Source organism: Achromobacter sp. D10 (genome assembly GCF_035282245.1).
Lineage (GTDB): Bacteria > Pseudomonadota > Gammaproteobacteria > Burkholderiales > Burkholderiaceae_B > Achromobacter > Achromobacter insolitus.
Window position 1 is genome coordinate 279580 of record NZ_JAYJLE010000006.1, and the last position, 23963, is coordinate 303542.

General features: G+C 66.0%; 23 protein-coding genes. 8 read left to right on the forward strand and 15 right to left on the reverse strand.

What is annotated here, in order from left to right:
- Nucleotides 1-26: 26 nt before the first annotated feature.
- Nucleotides 27-1067, reverse strand: a complete 1041-nt coding sequence (gene cyoA / locus VCS63_RS19035; RefSeq protein ID WP_063640234.1) for a ubiquinol oxidase subunit II — start codon at nt 1065-1067, stop codon at nt 27-29.
- A 222-nt stretch (nt 1068-1289) separates the two neighbouring features.
- On the opposite strand from cyoA, the gene VCS63_RS19040 reads away from it, so the two are divergent.
- Nucleotides 1290-2612, forward strand: coding sequence for an MFS transporter (locus VCS63_RS19040; RefSeq protein ID WP_175199653.1), 1323 nt, complete (start codon nt 1290-1292; stop codon nt 2610-2612).
- Nucleotides 2613-2668: 56 nt separating this feature from the next.
- On the opposite strand, the gene VCS63_RS19045 is transcribed toward VCS63_RS19040, so the two are convergent.
- Together VCS63_RS19045 and VCS63_RS19050 are read right to left on the reverse strand one after the other, a co-directional pair.
- On the reverse strand, nt 2669-3685 hold the full coding sequence (locus VCS63_RS19045) for an amino acid ABC transporter substrate-binding protein (RefSeq protein ID WP_042794936.1): 1017 nt from the start codon (nt 3683-3685) through the stop codon (nt 2669-2671).
- Between the two features lie 52 nt (nt 3686-3737).
- Complete coding sequence (locus VCS63_RS19050) at nt 3738-5066, reverse strand: aspartate aminotransferase family protein (protein WP_042794935.1); 1329 nt, start codon at nt 5064-5066, stop codon at nt 3738-3740.
- Between the two features lie 149 nt (nt 5067-5215).
- Between VCS63_RS19050 and VCS63_RS19055 the strand changes: the two genes are divergently transcribed.
- Nucleotides 5216-6115, forward strand: a complete 900-nt coding sequence (locus VCS63_RS19055; protein WP_076815257.1) for a LysR family transcriptional regulator — start codon at nt 5216-5218, stop codon at nt 6113-6115.
- Here the strand turns inward: VCS63_RS19055 and VCS63_RS19060 are convergent.
- Both VCS63_RS19060 and VCS63_RS19065 read right to left on the reverse strand, forming a co-directional pair.
- Nucleotides 6103-7146, reverse strand: a complete 1044-nt coding sequence (locus VCS63_RS19060; RefSeq protein WP_323880727.1) for a histone deacetylase family protein — start codon at nt 7144-7146, stop codon at nt 6103-6105. The two genes, VCS63_RS19055 and VCS63_RS19060, sit on opposite strands and share 13 nt — an antisense overlap.
- A 63-nt stretch (nt 7147-7209) precedes the next feature.
- Nucleotides 7210-7791, reverse strand: coding sequence for an XAC2610-related protein (locus tag VCS63_RS19065; RefSeq protein ID WP_323880729.1), 582 nt, complete (start codon nt 7789-7791; stop codon nt 7210-7212).
- Between the two features lie 146 nt (nt 7792-7937).
- On the opposite strand from VCS63_RS19065, the gene VCS63_RS19070 reads away from it, so the two are divergent.
- A complete protein-coding gene (locus tag VCS63_RS19070; RefSeq protein WP_042794933.1) occupies nt 7938-8339 on the forward strand; it encodes a hypothetical protein in 402 nt (133 codons plus the stop codon).
- A gap of 6 nt (nt 8340-8345) precedes the next feature.
- Here VCS63_RS19070 and VCS63_RS19075 read toward each other — a convergent pair whose 3' ends face one another.
- The 3 genes from VCS63_RS19075 to VCS63_RS19085 form a co-directional block, all read right to left on the reverse strand.
- A complete protein-coding gene (locus tag VCS63_RS19075) occupies nt 8346-8963 on the reverse strand; it encodes a hypothetical protein (RefSeq protein WP_104653755.1) in 618 nt (205 codons plus the stop codon).
- A 50-nt stretch (nt 8964-9013) separates the two neighbouring features.
- Complete coding sequence (locus tag VCS63_RS19080) at nt 9014-9412, reverse strand: hypothetical protein (RefSeq protein WP_042794931.1); 399 nt, start codon at nt 9410-9412, stop codon at nt 9014-9016.
- 84 nt (nt 9413-9496) lie between these two features.
- Nucleotides 9497-10390 carry a LysR family transcriptional regulator gene (locus tag VCS63_RS19085; RefSeq protein ID WP_042797311.1) on the reverse strand — a complete coding sequence of 298 codons (894 nt, stop codon included), beginning with the start codon at nt 10388-10390 and terminating at the stop codon, nt 9497-9499.
- Nucleotides 10391-10497: 107 nt separating this feature from the next.
- On the opposite strand from VCS63_RS19085, the gene VCS63_RS19090 reads away from it, so the two are divergent.
- Both VCS63_RS19090 and tam read left to right on the forward strand, forming a co-directional pair.
- Nucleotides 10498-11496 (forward strand): TerC family protein, encoded by a 999-nt coding sequence (locus VCS63_RS19090; RefSeq protein ID WP_042794930.1) that lies wholly within the window; start codon nt 10498-10500, stop codon nt 11494-11496.
- A gap of 126 nt (nt 11497-11622) precedes the next feature.
- Nucleotides 11623-12396, forward strand: a complete 774-nt coding sequence (gene tam, locus VCS63_RS19095) for a trans-aconitate 2-methyltransferase (protein WP_323880731.1) — start codon at nt 11623-11625, stop codon at nt 12394-12396.
- Here the strand turns inward: tam and VCS63_RS19100 are convergent.
- From VCS63_RS19100 to VCS63_RS19110, 3 genes are read right to left on the reverse strand one after another with little or no spacing between them, the layout of a single operon-like run.
- Nucleotides 12368-13837, reverse strand: coding sequence for an efflux transporter outer membrane subunit (locus VCS63_RS19100; RefSeq protein ID WP_323880733.1), 1470 nt, complete (start codon nt 13835-13837; stop codon nt 12368-12370). The genes tam and VCS63_RS19100 overlap by 29 nt on opposite strands.
- A complete protein-coding gene (locus VCS63_RS19105; protein WP_323880735.1) occupies nt 13834-14889 on the reverse strand; it encodes an HlyD family secretion protein in 1056 nt (351 codons plus the stop codon). The genes VCS63_RS19100 and VCS63_RS19105 overlap by 4 nt, the downstream gene beginning before the upstream one ends.
- 15 nt (nt 14890-14904) lie before the next feature.
- Nucleotides 14905-16422: an MFS transporter gene (locus VCS63_RS19110; protein WP_323880736.1), complete on the reverse strand. Its 1518-nt coding sequence runs from the start codon at nt 16420-16422 to the stop codon at nt 14905-14907.
- A gap of 267 nt (nt 16423-16689) precedes the next feature.
- On the opposite strand from VCS63_RS19110, the gene VCS63_RS19115 reads away from it, so the two are divergent.
- Nucleotides 16690-17067, forward strand: a complete 378-nt coding sequence (locus tag VCS63_RS19115; RefSeq protein WP_323880738.1) for a DUF4148 domain-containing protein — start codon at nt 16690-16692, stop codon at nt 17065-17067.
- Here VCS63_RS19115 and VCS63_RS19120 read toward each other — a convergent pair.
- The gene (locus tag VCS63_RS19120) at nt 17060-17857 is read right to left on the reverse strand and encodes an AraC family transcriptional regulator (RefSeq protein ID WP_042794924.1); all 798 of its coding nucleotides are present in this window, start codon (nt 17855-17857) and stop codon (nt 17060-17062) included. The genes VCS63_RS19115 and VCS63_RS19120 overlap by 8 nt on opposite strands.
- 80 nt (nt 17858-17937) lie before the next feature.
- Between VCS63_RS19120 and VCS63_RS19125 the strand changes: the two genes are divergently transcribed.
- Nucleotides 17938-19224, forward strand: coding sequence for an MFS transporter (locus tag VCS63_RS19125; protein WP_164793134.1), 1287 nt, complete (start codon nt 17938-17940; stop codon nt 19222-19224).
- Here VCS63_RS19125 and VCS63_RS19130 read toward each other — a convergent pair.
- Complete coding sequence (locus VCS63_RS19130; RefSeq protein ID WP_063640206.1) at nt 19157-19477, reverse strand: protealysin inhibitor emfourin; 321 nt, start codon at nt 19475-19477, stop codon at nt 19157-19159. The genes VCS63_RS19125 and VCS63_RS19130 overlap by 68 nt on opposite strands.
- Nucleotides 19474-20538 (reverse strand): M4 family metallopeptidase, encoded by a 1065-nt coding sequence (locus tag VCS63_RS19135; RefSeq protein WP_104653752.1) that lies wholly within the window; start codon nt 20536-20538, stop codon nt 19474-19476. The genes VCS63_RS19130 and VCS63_RS19135 overlap by 4 nt, the downstream gene beginning before the upstream one ends.
- 415 nt (nt 20539-20953) lie before the next feature.
- Between VCS63_RS19135 and VCS63_RS19140 the strand changes: the two genes are divergently transcribed.
- Nucleotides 20954-21835: a prohibitin family protein gene (locus VCS63_RS19140; RefSeq protein WP_042797309.1), complete on the forward strand. Its 882-nt coding sequence runs from the start codon at nt 20954-20956 to the stop codon at nt 21833-21835.
- On the opposite strand, the gene VCS63_RS19145 is transcribed toward VCS63_RS19140, so the two are convergent.
- Nucleotides 21828-23903: a PTS sugar transporter subunit IIC/EAL domain-containing protein gene (locus VCS63_RS19145; protein ID WP_323880741.1), complete on the reverse strand. Its 2076-nt coding sequence runs from the start codon at nt 23901-23903 to the stop codon at nt 21828-21830. The two genes, VCS63_RS19140 and VCS63_RS19145, sit on opposite strands and share 8 nt — an antisense overlap.
- Nucleotides 23904-23963: the final 60 nt, after the last annotated feature.

Sequence of the window (23963 nt, forward strand, 5' to 3'; positions counted from 1 at the left end):
CCGGATCGCCGGTCGCCGGCGATCCGCTACAGGACCAGTCCTTCGGTGGCAGTGCACATCGCGCCCACATACTTGCGCGGCGCGCCCGTCAGTCCCAGGCGCTCCCGCGTTTCCGCATCCAGCGTCGTGACATTGAGCGCGCCGGGTATGCCCATGCCGCCTTGCGCATCGATGGCCATTGCGTCGCGCATGCACATGCGGTTGGGCTCGACACAGCGGTTGACGATCGCCTCGAACAGGCCGGGCGCGCTGGAGGCATAGAGCTGCACCGGGTTGCGCTCGCTGGGCTGTTCCAGCTTCAGATAGGCCTCGCGGTCGAGCGCGGCGTTGGACGCGCGCGCGTTGGCCACCCATTTGTCGAAGCCCTGCTGGTCCACACCGTGGAACTTGAAGCGCATGCCCGAAAAGCCCGAGCCGCTGTAGTTGGCGGACAGGCCTTCGTATTCGCCGGGATGGTTGATCACTGCGTGCAGCGTGGTCTGCATGCCAGGCATGGCGTAGATCTGACCCGCCAGCGCGGGCACGAAGAAGGAATTCATGACCGTGGACGACGTGATCCTGAACTGGATCGGGCGGTCCACGGGGGCCGCCATTTCGTTCACCGCCGCAATGCCTTGCTCGGGATAGATGAACAGCCACTTCCAGTCCAGCGCCACCACTTCCACCACCAGCGGTTTGGTGTCGGGCGGCACTTCGCGGCCCTCGGACAGGCGTGCAAGCGGGCGGTAGGGATCCAGCTGGTGCGTGCTGACCCATGTGAGCGCGCCCAGCGCAATGATGATCAGCAGCGGCGCCGCCCAGATCAGGAGCTCCAGCACCGTGGAGTGGTTCCATTCAGGGTCGTAGTGCGCATCCTTGTTGCTGGCCCGGTAACGCCACGCGAACAGGAAGGTCAGGAAGATCACCGGCACGATGATCAGCAGCATCAAGCCGGTTGAAATGATGATCAGATTCCGCTGCTGCAACGCGACGTCGCCTGATGGCGAGAGCAGGACCGCATTGCATCCGGCGAGCAATGGCAGAGCGGCAACCATGACCAATCCGCGGAACCTTGGGAAGGACGGCATGACCATACCCCGAAACGTAACCGTGGGAAGTAAACGCAACACTACGCTGGAAGCCGCGAAAAATCTAGGGTAAAAAGAACAAAAATGTGCAGGGCAAGGCGCGCGGACCAGGGCTGCATACCAATAACGGGGCGGCTCTGCGCGATATGGGCTCCGGGCGCGCAGGTGTGTTTCAGGATCGTAGGCCAGGCTGTTCCGAACCTCCTTTCAGCGAGCATTCACATGGCGACCACCACGCAATATCCCGGTCATGCTCCATCATTCCCCGCGGCCGGCGGCGGCAGCCACGCCAAGGTGGCGCCAGGGGAAATCGCGGTGGGCGTGGTGGTTGGACGGGCCTCCGAGTACTTTGATTTCTTCGTGTTCGGCATTGCCTGCGTGCTCGTGTTTCCGCAGGTCTTCTTCCCCTTCGAACCGCGGCTGGAAGGCACGCTCTGGTCCTTCGTCATCTTCTCGTTCGCGTTCATCATGCGGCCCATCGGCACGGCACTGTCGATGGCCGCGCAGCGGCGCTGGGGGCGAGCGACCAAGCTCACCATTGCCTTGTTCCTGCTGGGAACGGCCACGGTGGGCATGGCTTTCCTGCCCGGCTACAACGTCATCGGGGCGCACGCGATCACGCTGCTGGCGGTGTTTCGGTGCCTGCAGGGACTGGCCTTGGGCGGGTCCTGGGACGGCCTGCCTTCGCTACTGGCCTTGAATGCGCCGCCCAATCGCCGGGGCTGGTATGCGATGCTGGGCCAGCTGGGCGCGCCGGTGGGCTTCATGGTGGCCAGCGCGCTGTTCCTCTTCCTGCATGTCACGCTGACCGAAGCCGACTTCCTGGAGTGGGGCTGGCGCTATCCCTTCTTCGTGGCATTCGCGATCAACGTGGTGGCCTTGTTTGCGCGGCTGCGGTTGGTGGTGACCGAGGAATACACGCAATTGCTGGAAGAGGGCGAACTCGAACCCATCAGCACCACGCAGATGGTGCGCGAGCAAGGCTACAACCTGTTCATTGGCGCGTTTGCGGCGCTGGCCAGTTATGCCCTGTTCCATCTGGTCACGGTATTCCCGCTGTCGTGGATTGCAGTAAGCGCGACCCAGCAGATCCAGGACGTGCTGGTCGTGCAGATCATAGGCGCCGTGCTGGGCATCCTGGGCACCATTGCATCGGGCTGGCTGGCCGATCGCATCGGTCGGCGCACCACGCTGGGCCTGCTGGCCGCGTTGATCGCCGTGTTTGCGCTGTTCACGCCGTGGCTCTTGGGCGGCGGGCCCAAGGCGCAGGACGCTTTCATCCTGGTGGGCTTCGTGCTGCTGGGGCTGTCTTATGGCCAGGCCTCGGGCACCGTCACCGCGAATTTCACGCGCCGTTTTCGCTACACGGGCGCGGCCCTGACCTCCGACATGGCGTGGCTGATCGGCGCGGCGTTCGCGCCGCTGGTCGCCTTGGGCCTGTCTGCGCGCTTTGGACTGGTGGCGGTCAGCATCTACCTGCTGTCGGGCGCGGCGTGCACCTTGGTGGCATTGCGAGTCAACAAGGTTCTGGAAACGCGGGATTGAAAAAGGCCGCGCCCGCGGATCTTCCGCGGGCGCGGCCGGGTCTCCCGAAGCGCCGGCTAGCGCACCGGCCAGCCGTACATCAAGCCGCCATCGCGCCATTGTGCGTTCAGCGCCCGTGGCAGCTTCATCGGGCTGCTCATGCCCAGGTTGCGCTCATAGCTTTCGCCATAGTTCCCCACCTGCTTGACGATGTGGTACGCCCACTTGTCGTCCACGCCCATGTTGCGCCCCATGCCGGGGGTAACGCCCAGGATGCGCTGCACGTTGGGGCTGTTGGCTTTGAGCTGCGCGTCGACGTTCGATGAGGTGATGCCGAATTCCTCGGCTTCCAGCATTGCGTTGAGTGACCAGCGCACGATGTTGACCCAGTTGTCGTCGCCCTGGCGCACCATGGGGCCGAGCGGGCTTTTGGAGATGTTCTCGTCCAGGATCACGTAGGTGTCGGGATTTTCCAGCGTCATGCGCGAAGCCGCCAGTTGCGACTTGTCCGAAGTGAAGGCGTCGCAGCGTCCCGCCGAGAAGGCGCGCACGATTTCATCGTATTTTTCGATGACCACGGGCTTGAAGCGCAGCGACTGAGACCGGAACCAGTCCGCGAGATCGAGTTCGGTCACGGTCCCCGGTTGCACGCAGATGGTGGCGCCGTCCAGTTCGCGCAGCGCCTTGACCCCAAGCTTGCTGGATACCATGACCCCCTGGCTGTCGTAGTAGTTGACCGCCACGCTCAGCAGGCCGAGCGTGGTGTCGCGGGCCATCGTGGGCGTGACGTTGCGTGTGAGTACGTCGACCTCGCCGGATTGCAGCGCGGTGAAGCGGGCCTGCGTCGTGAGCGGCGTCAGGCGGTACTTCGTCGCATCATTGAAGATCGTCGCCGCGATGGCGCGGCACATATCCACGTCCAGTCCGTGCCAGGTTCCTTTGCTGTCGGGCGCCGAAAATCCCTGTATGCCGGTCGACACGCCGCATTGCACGTAGCCGCGCTTGCGGACGGTGTCGAGCGTGGGGCCGGCAAGCGCCTGGCTGGATACGGCGGCCAGCGCCAGGGCGCAGATGGCGAATGTGCGTCGGTGCATGTCGTTCTCCTGCCGGGCGGGCCGGCGCCGGATGGGTTGCGGAGGGATGCCTTCAGGCGTGGCTTGCCGCCGGCCTGGCGATCTTGTCCAGGCTCTCGGTCAGGGCCTGGTCCAGGATGGCGATGGCGCGGTCGATCTCTGCATTGCTCACTGTCAACGGCGGCGCGATCCGCCACACCGAGCCGCGTTCGGGACGGCGTCGGATGTTCATGGACAGGCCGAGTTCGAAGCAGCGCTGCGTGGTCAGGGCGCCGAGCTGGTGATAGGGCTCGCGGGTATTGCGGTCCCGCACCAGTTCCACGCCCAGCAGCAGTCCCAGGCCGCGCACGTCGCCGATGGCTTCGTGGCGCTGCTGCAGTTCCAGCAGGCCGCGGCGCAGGTAGTCGCCCTGCGTGCGCGCGCGCTCGATCAGCCCTTCGCGCTGGATCGTGTCCAGCACGGCCAGGCCCACGGTGGCCGGCAGCGGATCGGAGACATGGCTGGTATAGAAGGTGAAGCCCTTCTCGTGCACGTCTTGTTCAATGGCGGGCGTGGTCACGGCGGCGGCCAGCGGCAGGCCGCCGCCTAGTGTCTTGGACACGCTCATGATGTCGGGGGTGACGCCGAAGTACTCCGCGCCGCTGCGGTAGCCGATGCGGCCGAAGGCGGTCTGCGCTTCGTCGAAGATCAGTAGCATGCCGCGTGCATCGGCCGCCTGCCGCAGCGCCTGCATATAGGACTTGGGTGGCACCAGCACGCCGCCCGCGCTGATGACGGGTTCGACGATGATGGCGGCCGGCCTGCCGGCGGAAGCCATGTCGAACATCTTCAGGCCGATCTCCAGGCAGGCCAGCGCCGATTGCTCGGCGTCCATGCCGGCGATATAGGGGCGGTAGGCGTTGGGCTCCGGCATGACGTACACGCCGGCCGGCGGTACGCCATAACCCTTGCGGTCGCTTGCGTAGGATACCGAGCCCGCGCCGCTGGTCACGCCGTGCCAGGATCCGCCAATGGCCAGGATCTCGAAGCCGCTCTTGTGCATCTTGGCCATGCGCAGGGCGATCTCGTTGCTTTCCGAACCGGTGTTGACGAAGATGGACTTGCTCAGGCCGGCGGGCATCCAGTCGCGCGCCACGGTGGCCGCCAGCTGGGCCACGGCTTCGGGGATCATGCCGCTGAAGAAGTGGAAGGCGGTTTCGCCCGCCTTGTGCACGGCTTCGACGATGGCGGGATGGTTGTGGCCGATGGTGGCGCACATTTGGCCCGAGGTGAAATCCAGGATCTCGCGCCCGGTATCGTCGCGCACGATGGCGCCGCGGGCGGACGTGAACAGGTTGGGGAAGGTATCGCCGCCGTAGCGTACGAGGTATTCGCGGGCGGCGGCGCGCAGGGTTTCATCCATGTTTACACTCCGTGGCGTGTCGGCTCCAATGCGGAACCGATGGCCGCAGTGTCGGGCAGGGCGCGGGCATCGTCCAATGCGAACTAAGCATGCGCGCCGATGCGCCGCGCGCATGGCCGATGCGGATTACGCATGACGCAAGGAGCACTATGGATACCCGGTGGTTGCAGGACTTCATCACGCTGTCGGAGGTGCGCAATTTCACGCGTGCCGCCGAGGCGCGCAATCTGTCGCAGGCCGCGTTCAGCCGCCGCATCCAGAGCCTGGAGAACTGGGCGGGGGCGCGACTGATCGACCGCACGGCATTCCCGACCCAGCTCACCGAAGCGGGCGAGCGCTTTCGCGGCGCGGCGATAGAGTTGATCAACCAGCTGGCGGAAGCGCGGGCGGGCATTGCGGGGGTGCCGGCCCAGAACCAGCTGCGCCTGGCGACTTCGTACGCGCTGGCAACCGCACACCTGCCCAAGTGGTGGAAGGCATGGAGCGAAGGCAAGCTGCTCAGTTGCAGCCTGCAGACGGGTAATGTGCACGATACCGTGTCGGCCTTTACCTCGGGCGCGGCGGACTTCCTGGTCTGTTTCCACCAGGTCGCCCAGCCTCTGCCGCTGGATCCCGCGCGCTATGACTGCGTGACCCTGGGCCGCGAACTGATACGGCCCTACGCCGCTCGCGCCCTGATCGAGCGCACGGGCCTGGACCTGCCCGGCACGGCTGCCCACCCCGTGCCTTTGCTGATGTACTCGGCCAATGTCTACTTCGGGCGGCTGATCGACGCCGCCATCGAAGGCGCCGCGGCGCCGTTGCACGGCGTGCGCGTGTTCGAGGCCGAAATGTCGGACGTGCTGGGCGACATGGCCGCCCAGGAGCTGGGCGTTGCCTGGTTGGCGGATAGCGCCCTGGAGCGGCTGGCGTCGGCGGATCTTGCACCGCTGGCCAGCCGGTTGTGGGACATCGAGGTATCGATCCTGGCGTTCAAGGATCGGGCCGATTCGCGTCCCGCGGTGGAAGCAATGTGGCAACGGATGTGCGCAAGCGCTCAGGCGGCGTAGCCCTCCAGCACGTTGGCTACATTGATACCGACGTCCGCCACGGCATAGCCGCCCTCCATCGTGAAGACGGCAGGCAGGCCGAGGCTGGCCAGCAGGCTGCCCACCCGCAGGTAGTCGGCGCTCTGGAGCCGGAACTTGGAAATGGGATCGCCTTCATACGTATCCACGCCCAGCGCGATCACGACGGCATCGGCCTTGAAGGCGCGGACGGCGGCCAAGCCTTGCTCGAGCGCCTGTGTCCAGGCCGCAAAACCAGTGCCTGCGGGCAGCGGCAGATTCAGGTTGCAGCCCGTGCCCGCGCCCGCGCCGCGTTCGTCGGCGTAGCCCAGGTAGAAGGGATACTCCGTGGTCGGATCGCCGTGGACCGACACGGTCAGCACGTCGGCACGTTCGTAAAAGATGCTTTGGGTGCCGTTGCCGTGGTGGTAGTCCACGTCCACGATGGCAACGCGCTCGGCGCCGGCGTCGCGCAACGCCTGGGCCGCCAGCGCCGCGTTGTTCAGGAAGCAATAGCCGCCGAAGAAATCCGGCCCCGCATGGTGGCCGGGCGGGCGCGTGAGCGCCATGGCCGCGCGGGGGCCGCCCACGGCGGATACGGCGCGCGCTGCGTCGATGGCGCAGGCGGCGCCTGCGGTGGCTGCCTCCCAGGTGCCAGCGGTCAGCGGGCAGCCGCTATCGAACGAAAACAGGCCGACACGCGCGGCAAAGTTGGTGGGTTCGATATCGTGGCGAAAGCCGCGCACGGGCCAGATCGAGGGCAGGATATCCAGCGCGGCGTTGGCGGGGTCCAGCGCGATCCAATCGTGCCAGGCACGGGCGAGGAAATCCACATAGCGCGGCGTGTGCACGCGTTTGACCAGGTCCAGGTCCACCACCGACGGCGCGCGCAACTCTCCGATGCCGCGCTGATGCAGTGCCTGCAGCACGAACTCCAGCCTCGCCGGGGTTTCATGGCAGGGAACGAGCTTGCCGCGGAACATTTCCTGCCGGCCGGCGTGTTTTTCATGGACGGGGTTGTGGAAAATCAGCACGGCAGGGGTGTCCTCGGACGTAGAGCCTGGAAGGCGGAAGCGCAACTATAGCGGCCGTGGCCGCTAGCGACCGGGTCGTTGCCCGCAATTGCCACCCTTGGAGCCGGGATGCGGGACGCGTTGTTCGGATTCGCCCTCGCGCCGGGTCCAGGAGACGGCTTGGGCCGAGCCGTCCGGGCACACCCGGTATACCTCGAAGCCGTAGGTGTCGGCGCTGTAGCGGCAGGCCACGGAGAACACGGGCTTGGCGGCGTCGAAATCCGGGTTGACGAAGCCGTGGCAGGGACTGGCCGCCGCATCGGGATGTGTTACTTCCTGGTAGCGCCCATTCTGCGGCCGGTACAGGAATATGCGCGATATCGCTTGCGTGCCGCCACCAGTCTGGCCGATGACGAAGTCGCGGTAGCCGTCATGGTCCACGTCCACGTCCTGGAACTGGTCGACCTCCTCGTCGCCGCCCAGGTTCGCGATTTCCTGCGCCGGGCCATCGGCGATGCGGGCGCTCAGGCGCTGCCCTGGCAAGTCGGTAATCGTCACGACCGCGGGCAGGCCGGGCCGGACGGTATAGGAGTAATCGCGCGCGGCCGCGTCCTGGCTCAACGCGGCCAGGGCGACCAGTGCGGCCATGGACAGGAAACCTTTCATGCGGGCAGCCTCCGCGCCGTAAATTCGGTGAGGCATTATGCCGCAGCGGCTTGCGGGGAAACCAGGACTTGCCGCCGGGCAGGCGGCAGGAGATCCTGGGTAGAATTCCAGGATACGCAAGATTGCAGCGACGCGCGCCGCCCGCCATGAATTTTCCGTTTCCCATCCGCCAAGAATGCCCGCCGGGCGCATGCGTGTGCGACCGTGACCGGCTGCTTGCCGATCCCTCGGCGGACATCCGGGTGCTCCGGCTGACCAAGGAAGAGGAAAAGCGCCTGGTGGCGCGGCTGGAGAACATTTCCAGCCTGGAGGACCTGCGCGCCATGCAGGGACGCATCCACGCGCAGCTGGGGATCGTGATCCACATCATTCCCAGCGATAACGAGGTGCGCACGTCGCGCGGCATCGCGATCCAGCTCGACGATCTGCCCGGCTTGTGCCGCAAGACACGAACGGCAATCCCCGCCGCCATCCGCCGCGGCTTCGATAACCGGCCCGAAATCGTCTACGCGCTCCTGAACGAACGCGACCTGCTCAGCGGAACTTGAGCAGGCTCAGGATGCCTTGGCCGCGCCGCAGGGCGCCAGCGGCACCACGTCGGCAGGCGCGCGCCCCGCATCCGGCCGCGTCGCGTCCCGCTTCTTGCCCAGGGTGACGGGATAGATCAGCAGCACGGCGCTGCCTGCTTCCAGCTTGGGATCCTGCCTGGTGCCGTAGGCCACGGTCCAGCCGCGCACGGCCAGGGGTGCCAGCGTGTACTGCAAGGCGGAGCCCGGCGAGACATGCGCCACCTTGCCGGCGAACAGATCCTGCTGATGGGTTTCAGTGCCGTTGGCGGTCACGTAGGTGGCAATGCTGACCAACGCGGCTCCATTGCCGGGGCGTCCCAGCACCGCGGTCTTGTACTTGCCGGGGGGAATATCGGTCAGGTTGACGGTGAGCGGTCCGGCGGGGTGGCCGCTGGAGTCCAGGCTGACGCCGTTGACTTCGGCGCGGGCGAGGGGGGCGGTCCCCGTGTTGCGCACGCGCACGCTGTATTCCCCGGAGGTGCCCGTGACCGTGCACACCTCGACGCCGTACGCGGCGCGCGTGGGGTGGGCTTGCGCGGTCGTGGCGGCCAGGGCGAGCAGGGCCGCCAGCAACATCGGGACAGGGGAATGGACGGTGGACACGGCACGCTCCTAGAGACTGCAGCGCGCCGGGTTGCCGCGTTGCTGCCCTATTACACCACTTGGCGGCCAGGCGCCGGGTCTTGCTGGCGCTTGCCGGCCAGCCAGTGAAGGATCAGCGCCAGCACCAGCAGGCCGACGATGATGAAGCCCCAGAAGATCCATGCCAGCACCGAGATCAGCGTGCCGAGGCTGCCGGCGAAGGGCAGCACCTGATTCAGGCCCTGCGCGGCCCAGACCAGGCCCGATTGCAGCGTCTGCAGCCAGGCGGGGTCGACCCAGGCGGCCGCCCAGGCAGGCGGCACCCATTGCGACGTGTCCAGCGCCGTGCCGGGCACCTGGGTCGTGGCGATGGTCGACAGGACCCAGTTGGTCAGCTGCAGCGTCAGCGCAACCAGCCCGGTCCAGAGCGCGGCGAGCACGGCGAAGGCGAGCCAGATGATCTTTTTCATTGAGGTGGTACTCCGATATTTCAAAAGAGGGTCCACGATAAGGCGGATTCTATTTCTGAAAAACCAGCGTGGTTGTGACAAACATTAAGAAAAAACCGAAGTTTTTGCCTTGGCGAGGACAATCTGCACTAGCGGATGGTGCTGTCCGCGGCGGTTGCGGATGGCGTGGATTTCCTCGTGCACGTCGTCGCACCGCGCCAGGGGGCGCAAGCCGCGCAACACGCCGATGTCCCCGCCTCCCAGGCGGCTGAGCGGAAATACGCCCAGGCCGCGGGCCGCGAATACCGACATGAGGGCGCTGTCCTCGAATTCGCCGACCACGTTGGGATAGATGCCTTGTTCGGAAAACCAGCGGTCCAGCGTCTGGCGCAGCACGGAATGGCCGGTGGGCAGGAGTACCGGCAGGCGTTCCAGGCAGTTCGGGAAATCCTGCGTGTCCGCCTTGCGCACCAGCTTGGCGGGGCCGTACCAGTCCACGGGCGACGACACCAGGCGGTCGCTGGTCAAGCGCAGGTTGGGGTTGGCCGGCGCGCCCTGGCCGGCCAGCACCAGGTCCAGATGATGCTGGGCAAGTTCGCCCAGCAGTTCCTCGACCTCGCCTTCGTGGCAGGTCAGGCGCAGGTCCGGCGTGTGCAGCACCGGGCCCAGCAGGGCTTGCGCGGCCAGCTTGGAAATGCCGTCCGACAGGCCCACCGACAGGCGTATGACGGGTTTGGTGGCGGCGGCGCGGACCTCCTGGGGCAGCATCTGGCCGATCTGGAAGATCTCTTCGGCGCGGGCGAACGCGGCTTCGCCCGCGTCGGTCAGCGCCACGCCGCGACCGGCCGGCTTGAGCAGCTGGTGGCCCAGGTTCTTTTCCAGTTCGCGCACTTGCGCGCTGATGGTCTGGATTGCCATGTCCAGCCTTTCGGCAGCACGGGAAAATCCGCCTTCCTTGGCGACCATCCAGAAGTAGTACAGGTGTCGATAATTGAGCATGGCAGGAATCACTTCGGTTTTTTCGAACCTTAACTCACTTTCAGGCTGATTTCTCCATGCGGCCAGGATCTGGATCATGAGCCCCTTCGAACACAAGCGGGAACATCATGGACACCTTGCTCACCTTACTCTCCGCCGATTTCTTCGGTACACCGGCCTGGAGCTGGCTGCTATTCATCGGCATCGTGGTCGCCTTGCTGGCCTTTGACCTGGGCGTGCTGCACAAGGAAGATCGCGAGATCGGCGTGCGCGAGAGCCTGCTGCTTTCTGCCGGTTACATCACCGCGGCGCTGCTTTTCGGAGCCTGGGTCTGGTGGCAGATGGGCGCCGCCAGCGGCATGGCCTACTACACGGGCTTCATGATCGAAAAGTCGTTGTCGATGGACAACGTCTTCGTGATCGCGCTGATCTTCAGCTTCTTCGCGATCCCGCGCCAGTACCAGCACCGCGTGCTGTTCTGGGGCATCCTGGGCGTGATCGTCCTGCGTGCCATCATGATAGGCCTGGGCGCGGCCCTGGTCAGCAACTTCGGCTGGCTGCTGTATCTGTTCGGCGCCTTCCTGGTGTTCACCGGCATCAAGATGTGGATGATCGCGGACCAGACGCCCGATATCGCTTCCAACCCGATCCTGAAGTTCCTGAAGCGCCGCATGCGCGTCACGGAAGGGCTGCGCGGCAACGCGTTCTGGGTGATGGAGACCGATCCCGCCACGTCCAAGAAGGTACGCTGGGCCACGCCGTTGTTGCTGGCGCTGGTGTTGATCGAATTCGTGGACCTGTTGTTCGCGGTGGATTCCGTGCCGGCGATCTTCGCCATCACGACCGACCCCTTCATCGTGTACACCAGCAACATCTTCGCCATCCTGGGCCTGCGCGCGCTGTACTTTGCATTGGCCGCGATGATCCACCGCTTCCACTACCTGAAGTACGCGCTGGCCCTGGTGCTGGTGTTCATTGGAGGCAAGATCTTCCTGGTCGGCTTCATCGGCAAGGTGCCGGCGGCCTTGTCTTTGTCGGTAACCTTCGGCCTGATCCTCGGCGGCGTGCTGTTCTCGCTGTGGAAAACCCGGGCGGACGCTTCCAAGCGGGAGCTGGCGGCTGAGTAACCCTCAGGTCCCGTTCTGACACACCCGCCATATCCGATGGATATGGCGGGCGCATTTTTTGGGATTTGTCGCGTCCATGCGGCCGGCGTAGAGTGCTGGGCAATCCCTATGCCGCAAGGAGCCGTCATGACCAGCTGGTCCGCCAAACAGTATTCCGCCTTTGAAAACGAACGCACCCGCCCGGTGCGGGACCTGGTCGCCGCCTTGCCCAACCAGCAGGTCAGGCGCGCGGTGGACCTGGGCTGCGGCCCAGGCAACTCCACCGAGGTGTTGGCGAGCCGATACCCGAATGCCGAGGTCAGCGGCATGGACAGCTCGGAGGACATGATCCAGACCGCCAGGAAGCGCCTGCCGACGATGCAATTCGAACTCGCGGACATCGCCGCGTGGGATCCCGCCGACACCTACGATGTGATCCTGGCGAATGCCTCGCTGCAATGGGTGCCAGACCACGCGACGCTGTATCCCCGCCTGGTCGGCAAGCTGGCGCTAGGCGGTAGCCTGGCGGTGCAGACCCCCGACAATCTGGAGGAGCCCGCGCACCGGCTGGCGCGCCAGGTAGCCGGCGAGGCTCCCTGGGCGGCCGCTATCGGGGGCTTCAAGCATCCGCCGCGGCACAGCGCCGCCTGGTACTACGAATTGCTCAAACCGCATTGCGGCTTGCTCGACGTTTGGCGTACGACCTATCACCATCCGCTTGCCGGCGCGGCGGCCGTGGTGGAATGGTTCAAGGGCACCGCGCTGCGACCCTATCTCGACCGTCTGGATGCGGCCGGGCAGGCCAGTTTCCTGGCCCGCTATCAGTCCCTGATCGAAGAGGCGTATCCGGCGATGGCCGACGGCACCGTGTTGCTGCCGTTCCCGCGGCTGTTCATCGTTGCGGGGCCGAAGCAGGGCTGAGGCCGGCGGCGGCTGCTTCCCAGCCGCCGCCCAGCGACCGGTACAGGTCTACCAGCACCAGGGACACCGCGGCTTGGGTGGACACGCGGGCCTGGTCGCTGGCCAGGACCGCATTTTGCGCGCTGAGCACGTTCACGAAGTCCGATGCGCCCGCGGCATATTGGCGTTGGGCGTTGAGCAGCGCGTGACGGGCGCTTTCGGACGCGCGCTCCAGGCTGGTCCGGGTCAACTGTTGCGCCTGATAGGCGGTCATGGCGTTATCGACCTCGTGCCAGGCATTGAGTACCGTTTGTTGATACAGCAGCGCGGCCTCCTGAGCCTGCGATTCGCGCAGCCGCAGACGGCCTCGCAGGCGGCCTCCCTGGAAGATCGGAATCTGCAGCGCTGGGCCGACCCCAAAGATGCCGGCGTTGTCCGTGTCGAGGTCCCGCAGCTGCAGCGCCTGCAGGCCGAGGTTGCCTGAGAGCGTGATGCGGGGATAGAAGTCTCCCTCGGCCACGCCGATCGCCGCCACGGCCGCATGCAGATTGGCTTGCGCGCGGCGGATATCGGGCCTGCGTTCGGCCAGTTCGCTGGGCAATCCCACGGGCACTTGCACCGGGCCGCCCGGTATCGGGGCCATGGCCGCGAGGCGTTCCCGCAGCGCGCCGGGCGGTTGCTCCAGCAACAGCGCCAGCGCATTCATCAACTGGTCGATGCGCAGCGCCAGCGGCGGCACCGCGGCCTCGATGGCCGCGGCCTGCGCGTCGGCCTGCGACACGTCCAGCTCGGTGGCCACGCCTTCGCGTTGGCGCAATTGGGTGAGCGCGAGGTTGCGTTCGGCGTTGGCGAGTGTCTGGCGCAGTACGTCGAGCTGGTTTTGCGCGCCGCGCAGCAGGATGTAGTTGCGCGCCGTTTCGGCTCGGATTGCAAGCACCACGCCGCGTTGCGCCTCCAGCGCCGCCTGGGATTGGGCCCCAGCCTGTTCCACTTCGCGCCGCACGCGGCCCCACAGGTCCAGTTCCCAGCTGAGGTCCGCGCCAGCCTGCCAAAGATTGAACGAGGACTTTCCCCGGCGTCCGGAGGGGTCGGACAGGCCGACCTCGCTGTTCTGGCCGCGCTTGTAGCTTGCGCCGGCGTTAATCCCGGGGAGGCTGTCGGCCTCGGTTACGCGCAGCGCCGCGCGGCTTTGCAGCAGGCGCTCGTGGGCAATGCGTATATCCAGGTTGGCGTCGGTCGCCTCGGCGATCAACGCGCTCAGGACAGGATCGCCGAAGCTGTCCCACCAGGATGTGTTTACGCTTTGCGAGACGGGGACGCTGGCCGCGGCGGACGCATCGGGCATCCGCCATTGCGCGGGCAATTGCGGCTGAGGCGATTGATAGTCAGGTCCCACGGCGCAACCCCCCGCCGCGAGCAGGGCGCAGACCAGCGCGACATTGGCAAGCAGGCGTGGGCTCATCGTGCGGACTCCTCTGCCGCGGCGCCTGTGTCGACCACGGCTTCGACGGACATGCCCGCCCGCAGCGGCGGCGCGCCTTCGGCCGGCCCATCCAGCACGATCTTGACGGGCAGGCGTTGCGCTACCTTGGTGAAGTTGCCGGTGGCATTGCTCGGGACGACCGGTGAAAAGCTCACGCCCGTCGCCGGCGCGATGCTCTGCACCCGGCCGTGCAGGCGAGCATCCGGGTAAGCGTCGACGGTGATGATCGCGGGCTGGCCCGGACGCATGCGGGTCAACTGCTTTTCGCGGAAGTTCGCCACCACATAGGCTTGCTGCAGCGGCACCACGGCGAGGATCGGCGTGCCCGGGCTGACGTAGGCGCCCACGCGCAGCGAACGCCGGCCCACAATGCCATCGATCGGGGACACGACCTGCGTGTGCGACAGATTGAGCTCGGCGCGATCCTTCAGGGCTTGCGCGCGCAGCAACCCGGCCTGCGCGGCTTCACGATTGGCCGCCAGCACCTCGCGCTGCTTGCGCGCGGCCTGTAGCGTGGCCGTATGCTCGGCCTGGCGCGCTTGCGCCATGTCGAGCCGGCTCCTGGCCTGTTCAAAGGCCTGCTGCGTGCCGGCGCCTGCGCTGGCCAGCCTGCGGTGGCGCTGGGCCTCGCTCTCGGCATAGCGTATGTCCGCGAGGTCGGCGCGGGTGACCGCCATGGCCTGGTCGATCACGGCCTGCTGGCGTTCCAGTGTTGCGGACGCGTCCGACAAGCGTGCAACGGCCACCGCGAGGTCGGCGCTTGCGGCTGCCAACGCCGCTTGATGGTCCCGGTCGTCGATGCGGGCGAGCAGCTGGCCCTGCTTGACGACCTGGTTGTCGTCGACCAGCACGGCGTCGATGAAGCCGGAGACCTGAGGCGCGACGATGGTGTGATCCGCGACGATGGTGGCGTCGTCGGTGGATTCGGCGGTGCCGGTGGCGGACCATGACCAGCCTGCATAGGCCAGGAGGATCAGCACGCCCAGGGCGCCGGCGCGTGGAAGAGAAGAGCGTGAAAGAGGAAAAGGCATGGTATTGACTCGAGTTCAGGTCGCTGCGCGCGGAGGGTAGATCCGGGTGGCGACGAAAGGGATCAGCAGGATGAGGAGCACGGCCACGCCGGCCATGCACAGATAAAGGTCCGCGGAGGTCAGCACGGCGGCCTGCTCCTGGATGCGGCGCGATAGCGCGGCCACGCTTTCGCCCTCCGCGCGGAGCGGAAAATTGCCCAACTGGTCTGCCAGCATGCTGGAGTGGTAGTTGCGCCGCGAGGTGGTCAGGGCGTCCAGCAGGCCGGTGGCGGCCACGGCGGCGAAGCCCTTGATGGTGTTGAACCAGGCCGAGGCCCAGGGACCGTCCTGCGGCGCCAGGCCGCCGGTGGCCAGCATCAGCAGCGGGATAACGGCCATGGGCTGGGCGAAGATCTGAACGGCTTCAAGCAGGTAGAACTGTTCGCGCGACCAGATGGGCGTCAGTTGCGACCCCAGCAGGCAGGACAAGGACAGCAGCCCGAGCCCGGCCGCCAGCACCCAGCGGCAATCCACCTGGCGCAGGTTGCACAGCGCGGCCACCAGCGGCAGCGCGATCAACTGCGGCAGGCCCATGGTCAGCAGCACCGGCGCGGTTTCCAGCGGGCGGTAGCCGCGCAATTGCGCCAGGAATGTCGCAGGGATCAGGATCACGCCCAACAGCACGATCAACACGCCGCCCAGCGTCAGCAAGGCATGGCTCAGGTTGCGGTTGCGCAAAAGCTGGATCTTGAAGAACGGCAGCGGATGGAACCATTCGTTGATCATGAAGAGCACCATCAGCGCGCCGCCGCCGCCCAGCAGCACGGCAATCAGCGGTGAATTCAGCCAGTCGAGCCGATCGCCCTGCAACAGGCCGATGACCAACATGGAGAGCGCCGGCGCGCCCAGCAGGAAGCCGCGCCAGTCGAACAGGCGCAGGCGATCGAGCTTGAGCGGATCCTGGGGCAGGCCCCGCCAGACGGCGTAGCCGGCGAGCGCCGCGGGACCGACGATCAGCCAGAAGGCCCAGCGCCAACCCAGCACTTCAGTGCAGAAGGCGGCCAGCGGGATGCCCAGACTGGGTGCAAATGTGGCGGTCAGGGCGTATCCGCCCAGTCCGTAAAGCTTGATGCCGGGGGGCAGGAAGCGCAGGGCGACGGTCATGAGCATGGGCGGCAGCGCGCCGCCGGCTAGCCCCTGCAGCGTGCGCAAGATCAAGAGCACGGGCAAGTTGGGCGCAAACGGGCAGAGCGCGCCGAACAGCGCGAAACCCGCCAGCGCTGCAAGGGTGAAGCGGCGCAATGAAAACGTGACCGAGCACCAGGGGGCAAACGCCATGGCGCATACCGATGCCGCGGCGTAGACCGCGACAAACCACGTGCCCTGGTCGTAGCTGAGCCCCAGCGCGCCGCGGATGTCCGGCAGCGCCATCTTGGTCACGTTTTCGTTGAGCCCGGCGAGAATCACCGCCAGCAGCACGCCGAGCAATCCGGTCAGGATGCGCCAGCCGAAGGCCGCCGCGGCGGGCGGGGCGGAAGGAGCGGCGGCCGTCATGATCGCTGGCCGCTCCCGCCTGGAGATGAAGAAGACAACATGGAATAGCGTCCTTGGATAACAGGAGCTACTCAGTCTAGGGAGATGCAGGGACGGGAAAAACCATGCGCGGCTCAACCCACCCTTGCGTCCAGCGCAAGGCTGAACGCCGCGGCGCCGGGCGCGACGAGGCTTGCGCGCGGCACAACCTTGGATTGCGTCTTGCGGGATTTATCCGGGCCGGGCGGCGAACGAATAATGCAGCACTCGTTAACCGCAGAGGATTTCATGAATACATTCCGACTCTCCGCACTGGCGCTGAGCATGACGCTTGCCGCCGCCGTGGCGCACGCAGAAGACAAGACCCGCGAACAGGTGCGCGCCGAATTGATGGAGGCCAAGGCAGCCGGCCTGGTCACCTACGGCGAACAGGAGTATCCGGTGGACCTGCCGATGGGCGCAGCCAAAACTCGCCAGCAGGTGCGCGAAGAACTCGACGCCGCGCGCGCGGCGGGGCTGGTCACCTACGGCGAACTGGACTATCCGCCGACGCCGCGATCCGTGTCTGACAAGACCCGTGAACAGGCGGCCGCGGAAATGCGCGAGGCGCACATGCGCGGCCTGATGAAGTCGGGCGAGCTGGACTATCCGCCCGCCGTCAATTGAGCCCGTCCGCCTTATCCGCGAAATAGCGGGCGGGCGTCTTGCCCAAGGCCTTGCGGAACATGGTGATGAAGGCGCTGACGGATTCGTAGCCCAGGTCATCCGCCGTGCGCTGGACCGAGACCCCCGCGGATAGCCGTTGCAGCGCCTGGATGATGTGCATCTGTTGGCGCCAGCGGCCAAAGCTCATGCCGAGCTCTTGCTGCACCAGGCGCGCCAGCGTGCGTTCGCTCATGGCGACGCGTTTGCCCCATTGCGCCACGGTGCTGCGATCGGCGGGGTTGACGTTCAGGGCGTCGGCTATTTCGCGCAGGCGCGGATGGTCCGAAATGGGCAGATGCAACTGCTCTGCCGGCATGCGTGCCAATTGCTCGACCAGTACCTCGGCCAGCTTCCGGTTGGCGGCAGTTGCCGTCTCTTCCGGGGCCAGGTCCGCCAGATGGGCGACCAGCTCACGCACCAAGGGCGTGATGGCCAACGTGCAGCATTGGCGCGGCAGGCCGGGCGCGTCAGGAGGCACGAACAAGAAGCACACCCGGCCGTTTTGCGTGACCCGGTTGCTGTGCGGCACGCCGCCTGGAATCCAGACCCCGCATTGCGGCGGCACCATCCATAAACCCTGGGGCACCGAGCAGGTCACGCCGCCCTGCATGGACAGCACCAGCTGGCCCATGGCGTGGCGATGGGGCGGGGACTCCTGGTCGTTTTCGTCCGCGTGCACGCGCATCGCATAGGGCCACTGCGAGTCGATATCGGAATCGAAAAACGGCGCGAGCTCATCCAGTCGATGCATAGGAACGGGTTGGCTGAATTTAAGGATAAGTTGTCATTATCTCGAAATTCGGCTGAGGAGGCGATGCGTAAGCTTGAGGCATGAATTCGCATCCCATCCCTACCCAACATCCCGTCCGCAATCCAATCCTGTTGATCGCAGGCATTCTTTGCATGTCCATGGCGCTGCGCGCGCCCATTACCGGCGTGCCGCCGCTGACCGGCATGATCCGCGAACAGCTGGGGCTGAGCGCCACGGCTGCCGGCATGCTGATTACCTTGCCGCTGCTAGCCTTTGCCGTGGTGTCGCTGTTCGCGGCGGGCCTGGCGCGCCGCCACGGCCTGGAGCGCACCTTGTTCGCGGCCATGCTGCTTGTGGCAGCGGGCATTGTCGTGCGCACGCTGGGGCCGGCCTGGAGCCTGTTCCTGGGCACGGCGGTCATCGGCTCCGGCATTGCCATCGGCAACGTGCTGCTGCCCAGCTTGCTGAAACGCGATTTTCCCCAGCAGGTCGCGGGGCTGACCTCGGCCTATGTGCTGACCATGAGCCTGGCCGCGGGTCTGGCGTCCGCCATTGCCATACCCTTGGCGGACCTGTCCCAGGCAACGTGGCGATTTTCCACGGGCTGCCTGCTGCTGGTGCCGGTGGCCAGCGCCTTGCTGTGGCTGCCGCAATTGGCCAAGCACACCGCGCCTGCGGCAAGCACGGCGCATGCGCCGCATGGCGACCGCCTGTGGCGCTCTGCCCTGGCGTGGCAGGTGACGCTGTTCCTTGGCATCAATTCCTTCGTGTTCTATGTGGGGGTGAGCTGGCTGCCGGCCATTTTGCGCGACGCCGGCTATACGGCCGAACGCGCCGGCGCATTGCACGGCCTGCTGCAACTCATGTCGGCCGTTCCCGCCTTGTTCCTGGCTCCGGTGGTGCGGCGCTTGAAGGATCAGCGCAGCGCCGCGTTCTGCTCGGCCGTGGCCTCGTTCGTCGCGTTCGCGGGCCTTATCGCCGCGCCTGGCTGGGCGACGCTGTGGATCGTCCTGATGGGTCTGGGCACGGGAGGCGGCATCATCCTGGGCCTGGCGTTCGTGGGCTTGCGCGCCAGCCATGCGCAGCAGGCGGCGGCGCTGTCGGGCATGGCGCAATGCGTCGGCTATCTGTTCGCGGCCTGCGGCCCGGCCCTGGCAGGCACGCTGCATGATGCCCAGGGAAATTGGAGCATGGCGCTCGGCTTGTGCGCGGTCCTGAGCCTGGCCATGGCGGCCACCGGCTTATACGCCGGCCGCGCCATCCAGATCGGGCGATACCGCGATGCCGCGCTCAAACCCCTTAGACCTGGCTTTTCCACAAACGCACCAGCGGCTCGGGCGCGTCGGTCTCCGGCACGTCGAAGCTGATGTCCGCAATGTCGTCGCCTTCGTACACGACTTCCACGTGGAAGTAGCGCTGGTCGCCGCCAGCGTCCGCGCAGCGCGGGACGGCGACAGGCGCGGATCGTTGCAGGGCGTCGCAGACCTCCTGTCTCAGGCCGGGAGGGCAGGTCACGAGGTCGATGCTGCGCGGTTGCGCCAGCGCGGGCACATAGGCCAGCCCGCCTTCGCGGGTCAGGCGCACCAAGAGAGCCAGGTCCAGCGAAGGCAGTTCAATCATGTCTTCACTCCTACGCCGGCCCAGGCGCGGGCGACAGCATCGCGCACGGCCGCCTCATGGCGTTCCGCAGCCACTGCCACGGTCAGCTTCGCGAACTGGGCGAAGTCGGCGTCGTGGCGCAGGCGCTTGTCGCAGAGTGCGTCGTACCAGACGCGGCCTGCGCCGGCCCACGCGGGGCCGTCCAGCGCGGTGGCCGCCAGGTAGAAGGCGCGGTTGGGGATGCCCGAATTGATGTGCACGCCGCCGTTGTCGCTCGGCGTGTCCACATAGTTGTCCATGTGGGCGGGCTGCGGATCCTTGCCCAGCAGGGGATCGTCGTAGGCGCTGCCCGGCTCGGCCATGGAGCGCAGGGCGCGGGCGCGGATCTTGGGTGTGAACAGCCCCACGCCCACGAGCCAGTCGGCTTGTCGCGCATCGTGGCCGAGCGTGTATTGCTTGACCAGCGCGCCAAAGACATCGCACAGGGATTCGTTGAGCGCACCGGACTGCCCTTGATAGAGCAGCGCGGCCTCGGCATCGATTACGCCGTGCGTGAGTTCATGGCCGATGATGTCCACCGCGACGGTGAAGCGGTTGAACACTTCGCCGTCGCCATCGCCGAACACCATTTGCGCGCCGTTCCAGAAGGCATTGTCGTAGTCTTCGCCGTAATGCACGGTGCCGACAAGAGGCAGGCCCTGGCCGTCGATTGAATGGCGCTCGTAGACGTCCCAGAACAGTTTGTAGGTCGCGCCCAGGTGCTCATAGGCTTCGTCCACCGCCACGTCGTTGCTGGCGGGGGCACCTTCGGCACGCACCAATTTTCCGGGCAGGGTGGTGGTATTGGCAGCGTCGTGCACGGCGCGCTGGGGCGTGCCGGCGGGGGACGTCTTTTTGGGGCGAGCGGGCTTGGCGCGTGGCGGCTGCACCGCCATTTCGCGCAAGCTGCGCTGTTGCTGGTCGATGATCAGCGTCTTGACCGCGGGCATGCTGACCCGCGAGTCGGCATGCTGCGCCAGGCGATCCAGCATGTACGGGGGGATCACGCCAATCAACGGCGCGGACTCGGAAGGACGTGGCATGCGCGGTCTCCGTCGTGGGCGCCGGGGCCAGGGCCGCGGCGCGAGGCGATTCAACGGTAGCAGATAGACCCGCCGCAGGGACGTAACAGTGTGCGGCCTGATGCTAGGAACTTTAGACGCCGCGTTGCGTCGCCAGGCGCGCCCGACACCTGATAGAAGCGCTCTTGCGAGCAGGTCGGTTGCGATGGTTGTGGCGTTGGTCTTGCTGCAACAATCGCCACAATTCGTTTGACTTCCACTCGCGATAGAATCCCCTGCTTATTTTCCGGGGGGAACACGCGATGAGGTATTTCCTGATCTTGGTTGGGGCGGCCGTGGTCGCCTATTTGCTGGCGCGCGGCATCGCCGCCGTGCTCTCGGACCGTAAACGTTCAAAATCAGAAAGGGATTCGAAGTGAAGCCGACAGACATCCAGATGGTCAAGACGATTGGCGCGGTAAAGCCGCGCAGTTTCAAGATTGCGGTAATCACGGCGATACTGTTCCTGCTGATCCTGTTCCTGGCTTTCGACTCCTGGTTCCAGGTCGATCAGGGCGAGCGCGGCGTGGTGCTGCGCAACGGCAAGCTGGTGCGCGTGTCCGAACCGGGCCTGGACTTCAAGACGCCATTTATCGACAACGTGATGACGGTATCGGTGCGCGATCACACGTTCGTGTTTGAAAAACTGGAAGCCTACAGTTATGACCAGCAGCCAGCCACTCTGCGCGTATCGGTGACCTATCGCGTGCCGCCGGAACACGTGGCCGAGCTGTACTCGGAGTACGGCACGATCAGCAACCTGCAGATGCGCGTGCTGGAGCGCAAGACGCCTGACTCGGTGAAGAACGTGTTCGGCCAGTACACCGCGGTGCGCGCCATCCAGGAGCGCCAGAAGCTGGGCCAGGACGTGAACACGGCCGTGCTCAAGACGATGGAAGGCGCGCCGGTGCAGGTGGTGGGCGTGCAGATCGAGGAAGTCGGTTTTTCGCAGGCCTATGAGCACTCGATCGAGCAGCGCATGCTGGCGCAGGTGCAGATCGAGACGACCCGCCAGCAAAAGGAAACGGCGATGATCAACGCGGAGATCCAGGTGGTCAAGGCCAAGGCGGAAGCCGATGCGCGCCGTCAACAGTTCACTGCCGAGGCCGATGGCATCCGCATGCGCGGCGACGCCGAAGCGGCCGCGATCCGCGCCAAGGCCGAAGCCCTGGCCGCCAACACCAATCTGGTCAGCCTGAACGCGGTGGAAAAGTGGGATGGCGTGTTGCCGACCACCCAGGTGCCTAACGCGGCCTTGCCGTTCATCGGCATCAAGTAGGCGCGGCGGCTTCCCGCCGGCGCGCGTACTCCATGAGGCTGCCGCCCGGCAAGGCCTTGCTGTAGTACCACCCCTGCACGATGATCTCGGCAGGGGATTCCAGCGCCTTCAACTGCTGGTCGGTTTCCACGCCTTCGACCACGATCTGCAGGTTCAGCGCTTCGCAAAAGCGCAGCAGGCCTGTCAGGACCAGCGCGCCCCTGTCGCTGTCTTGCGCCACCACGAAGCTGCGGTCGATCTTGACCGCATCGATCTCGAACTGGTGCAGGTAGCTCAAGGCCGAATAGCCCGTGCCGAAGTCATCGATGTAGACCCGGGCGCCGATCGCATGCAGGCGGTCGAAGGCCGTGTGCAGCGCCTGGGTGTCCTCCACCAGCGCGTCTTCGGTCAGTTCCACCGAGATCTGTCCGTCGGCCTGCGCCAGTACCTTGATCAGCTTTTCCAGATAGTCTTCTGACGTCAGTGTGCCAGCCGTGACGTTGATGGTCATCGGCAGCGCGAAATCATGCCTGCGCCACTGCAGGCATTGCTGCACCGCCTGTCTGGCCACCCATAGATCCACTTCCCGCATCAGTCCGGCCTGCGCGAGCCAGCGCAGGAACTCCAGCGGGGCCTGCCGCGCGCCGTCCGGGCCGGTGGCGCGCAACAGCGCTTCGCATCCGGTGCACAGGCCGCTGCGCAAGGAGACCTGAGGCTGGAATTCCAGATGGAAGTCGTACTGGCTGATGGCGCGGATGCGCGTGTTTTCGGCATTGCGGCGCGCGCGGTCCGCGTAGGTCTGCACCACCGGATCATGGGCGTACAGCAACGATTCTTCCTGCAGCCGGGTGAAAGTCGTGTCCAGCGATTTGAAGTAGACGGTGCCGCTTTCCTGGCGCTGGCGTTCCAGCGCGACGACAAAGGGCGCATACAGGCAGGTGCCGATGGCGATCAGCACGATCTGCAGGACCACGCCGCCCAGGCTGCCGCCGGCGGCGACATAGGCGTTGAACAGCACGGGCGAGGTTAGGGGCAGGGCCGTCGAAGCGGAGGGAAGCCACCCCATTTGCACCACGCCCAGCGCCAGGATGACGTTCGTGACTGGTGCCAGGATGAACGGAACCAGCAAACGCGGATTCAGGATCAGGGGCAGTCCGAACAGCAGGATCTCGTTCACGTTGAGCAACGCGACCGGCAGGCTGGCCAATGCCAGCACGCGTAGCGGCTCGCTGCGCGCGAACACCAGGATGGCCGCCACCAGCGACAACGTTGCGCCCGATCCGCCGATGAAGACGAAGGCGCCCAGCAATGTGCTGTTCAAGGCATACATGCCTTCATAGCCGGCGGACTGGCTGGCGGAATTCAGCATGGCCGCCTGATCCATCACGCTCATCAGCGGCGTGAGCGCGTGATAGCCGTGAATGCCGAAGAACCACAGCAGGGAGTTGAGCCCCGCCATCAGCGCGCCCGAGGTGAAAGGGCTATCCAGCGAGGCGAGGCCCAGCGGAATATTGAATTGCGCGACGGCGGGGATCTGCAGCGCGGCCGACAGCGCCAGCACGACCAGGCCGGCCGTCAGCAGCCCGGGCACCACCATGTTCAGCGTGTCACGGACGTTTTCGCTGATCACGCCGTCGGGCGCCAGCTGGGTCCAGCGGCGGCGGTGCAGCCATGCCATCAAGGGCACGGTGAGCAGGGGCGAGATGATGGCGATGAAGAGCACCAGCGTGGCGGCGGCCTGGGGATAGGGCGCCATGAGGCCTTCGGCGATCATGACGTAGGACAGGCAGAGGAACGCGGTGGGCAGGTGCGGCACGCGGTGGCGGAACGACAGCATGTAGCCGATGGAGGTGCCCGCCAGGATCGGCATGATGCCCGATAGCTTGTCGTGGACGCCGGTCAGCAAGTCGACAAGGGCCGCGGGCAGGCCCAGTTGGCGGGCGATGACGGACAGGACGAGGAAGAGCGCCGTGATCAACAGGCAGGGCAGCGTCCAGAGCAGGCCTTCGCGTATGGCGCGCAAGGCGCTGGCGCCCGCCAGCGCGGCCAGCCGATCTTTCGGATAACGCATCAGGGCCAGTTTCGACATGGCGGTTCGCCCAGAGTCCGTGCAAGCGAATCTCTCCGCTCCTGGGTTTGTAAAAATGTT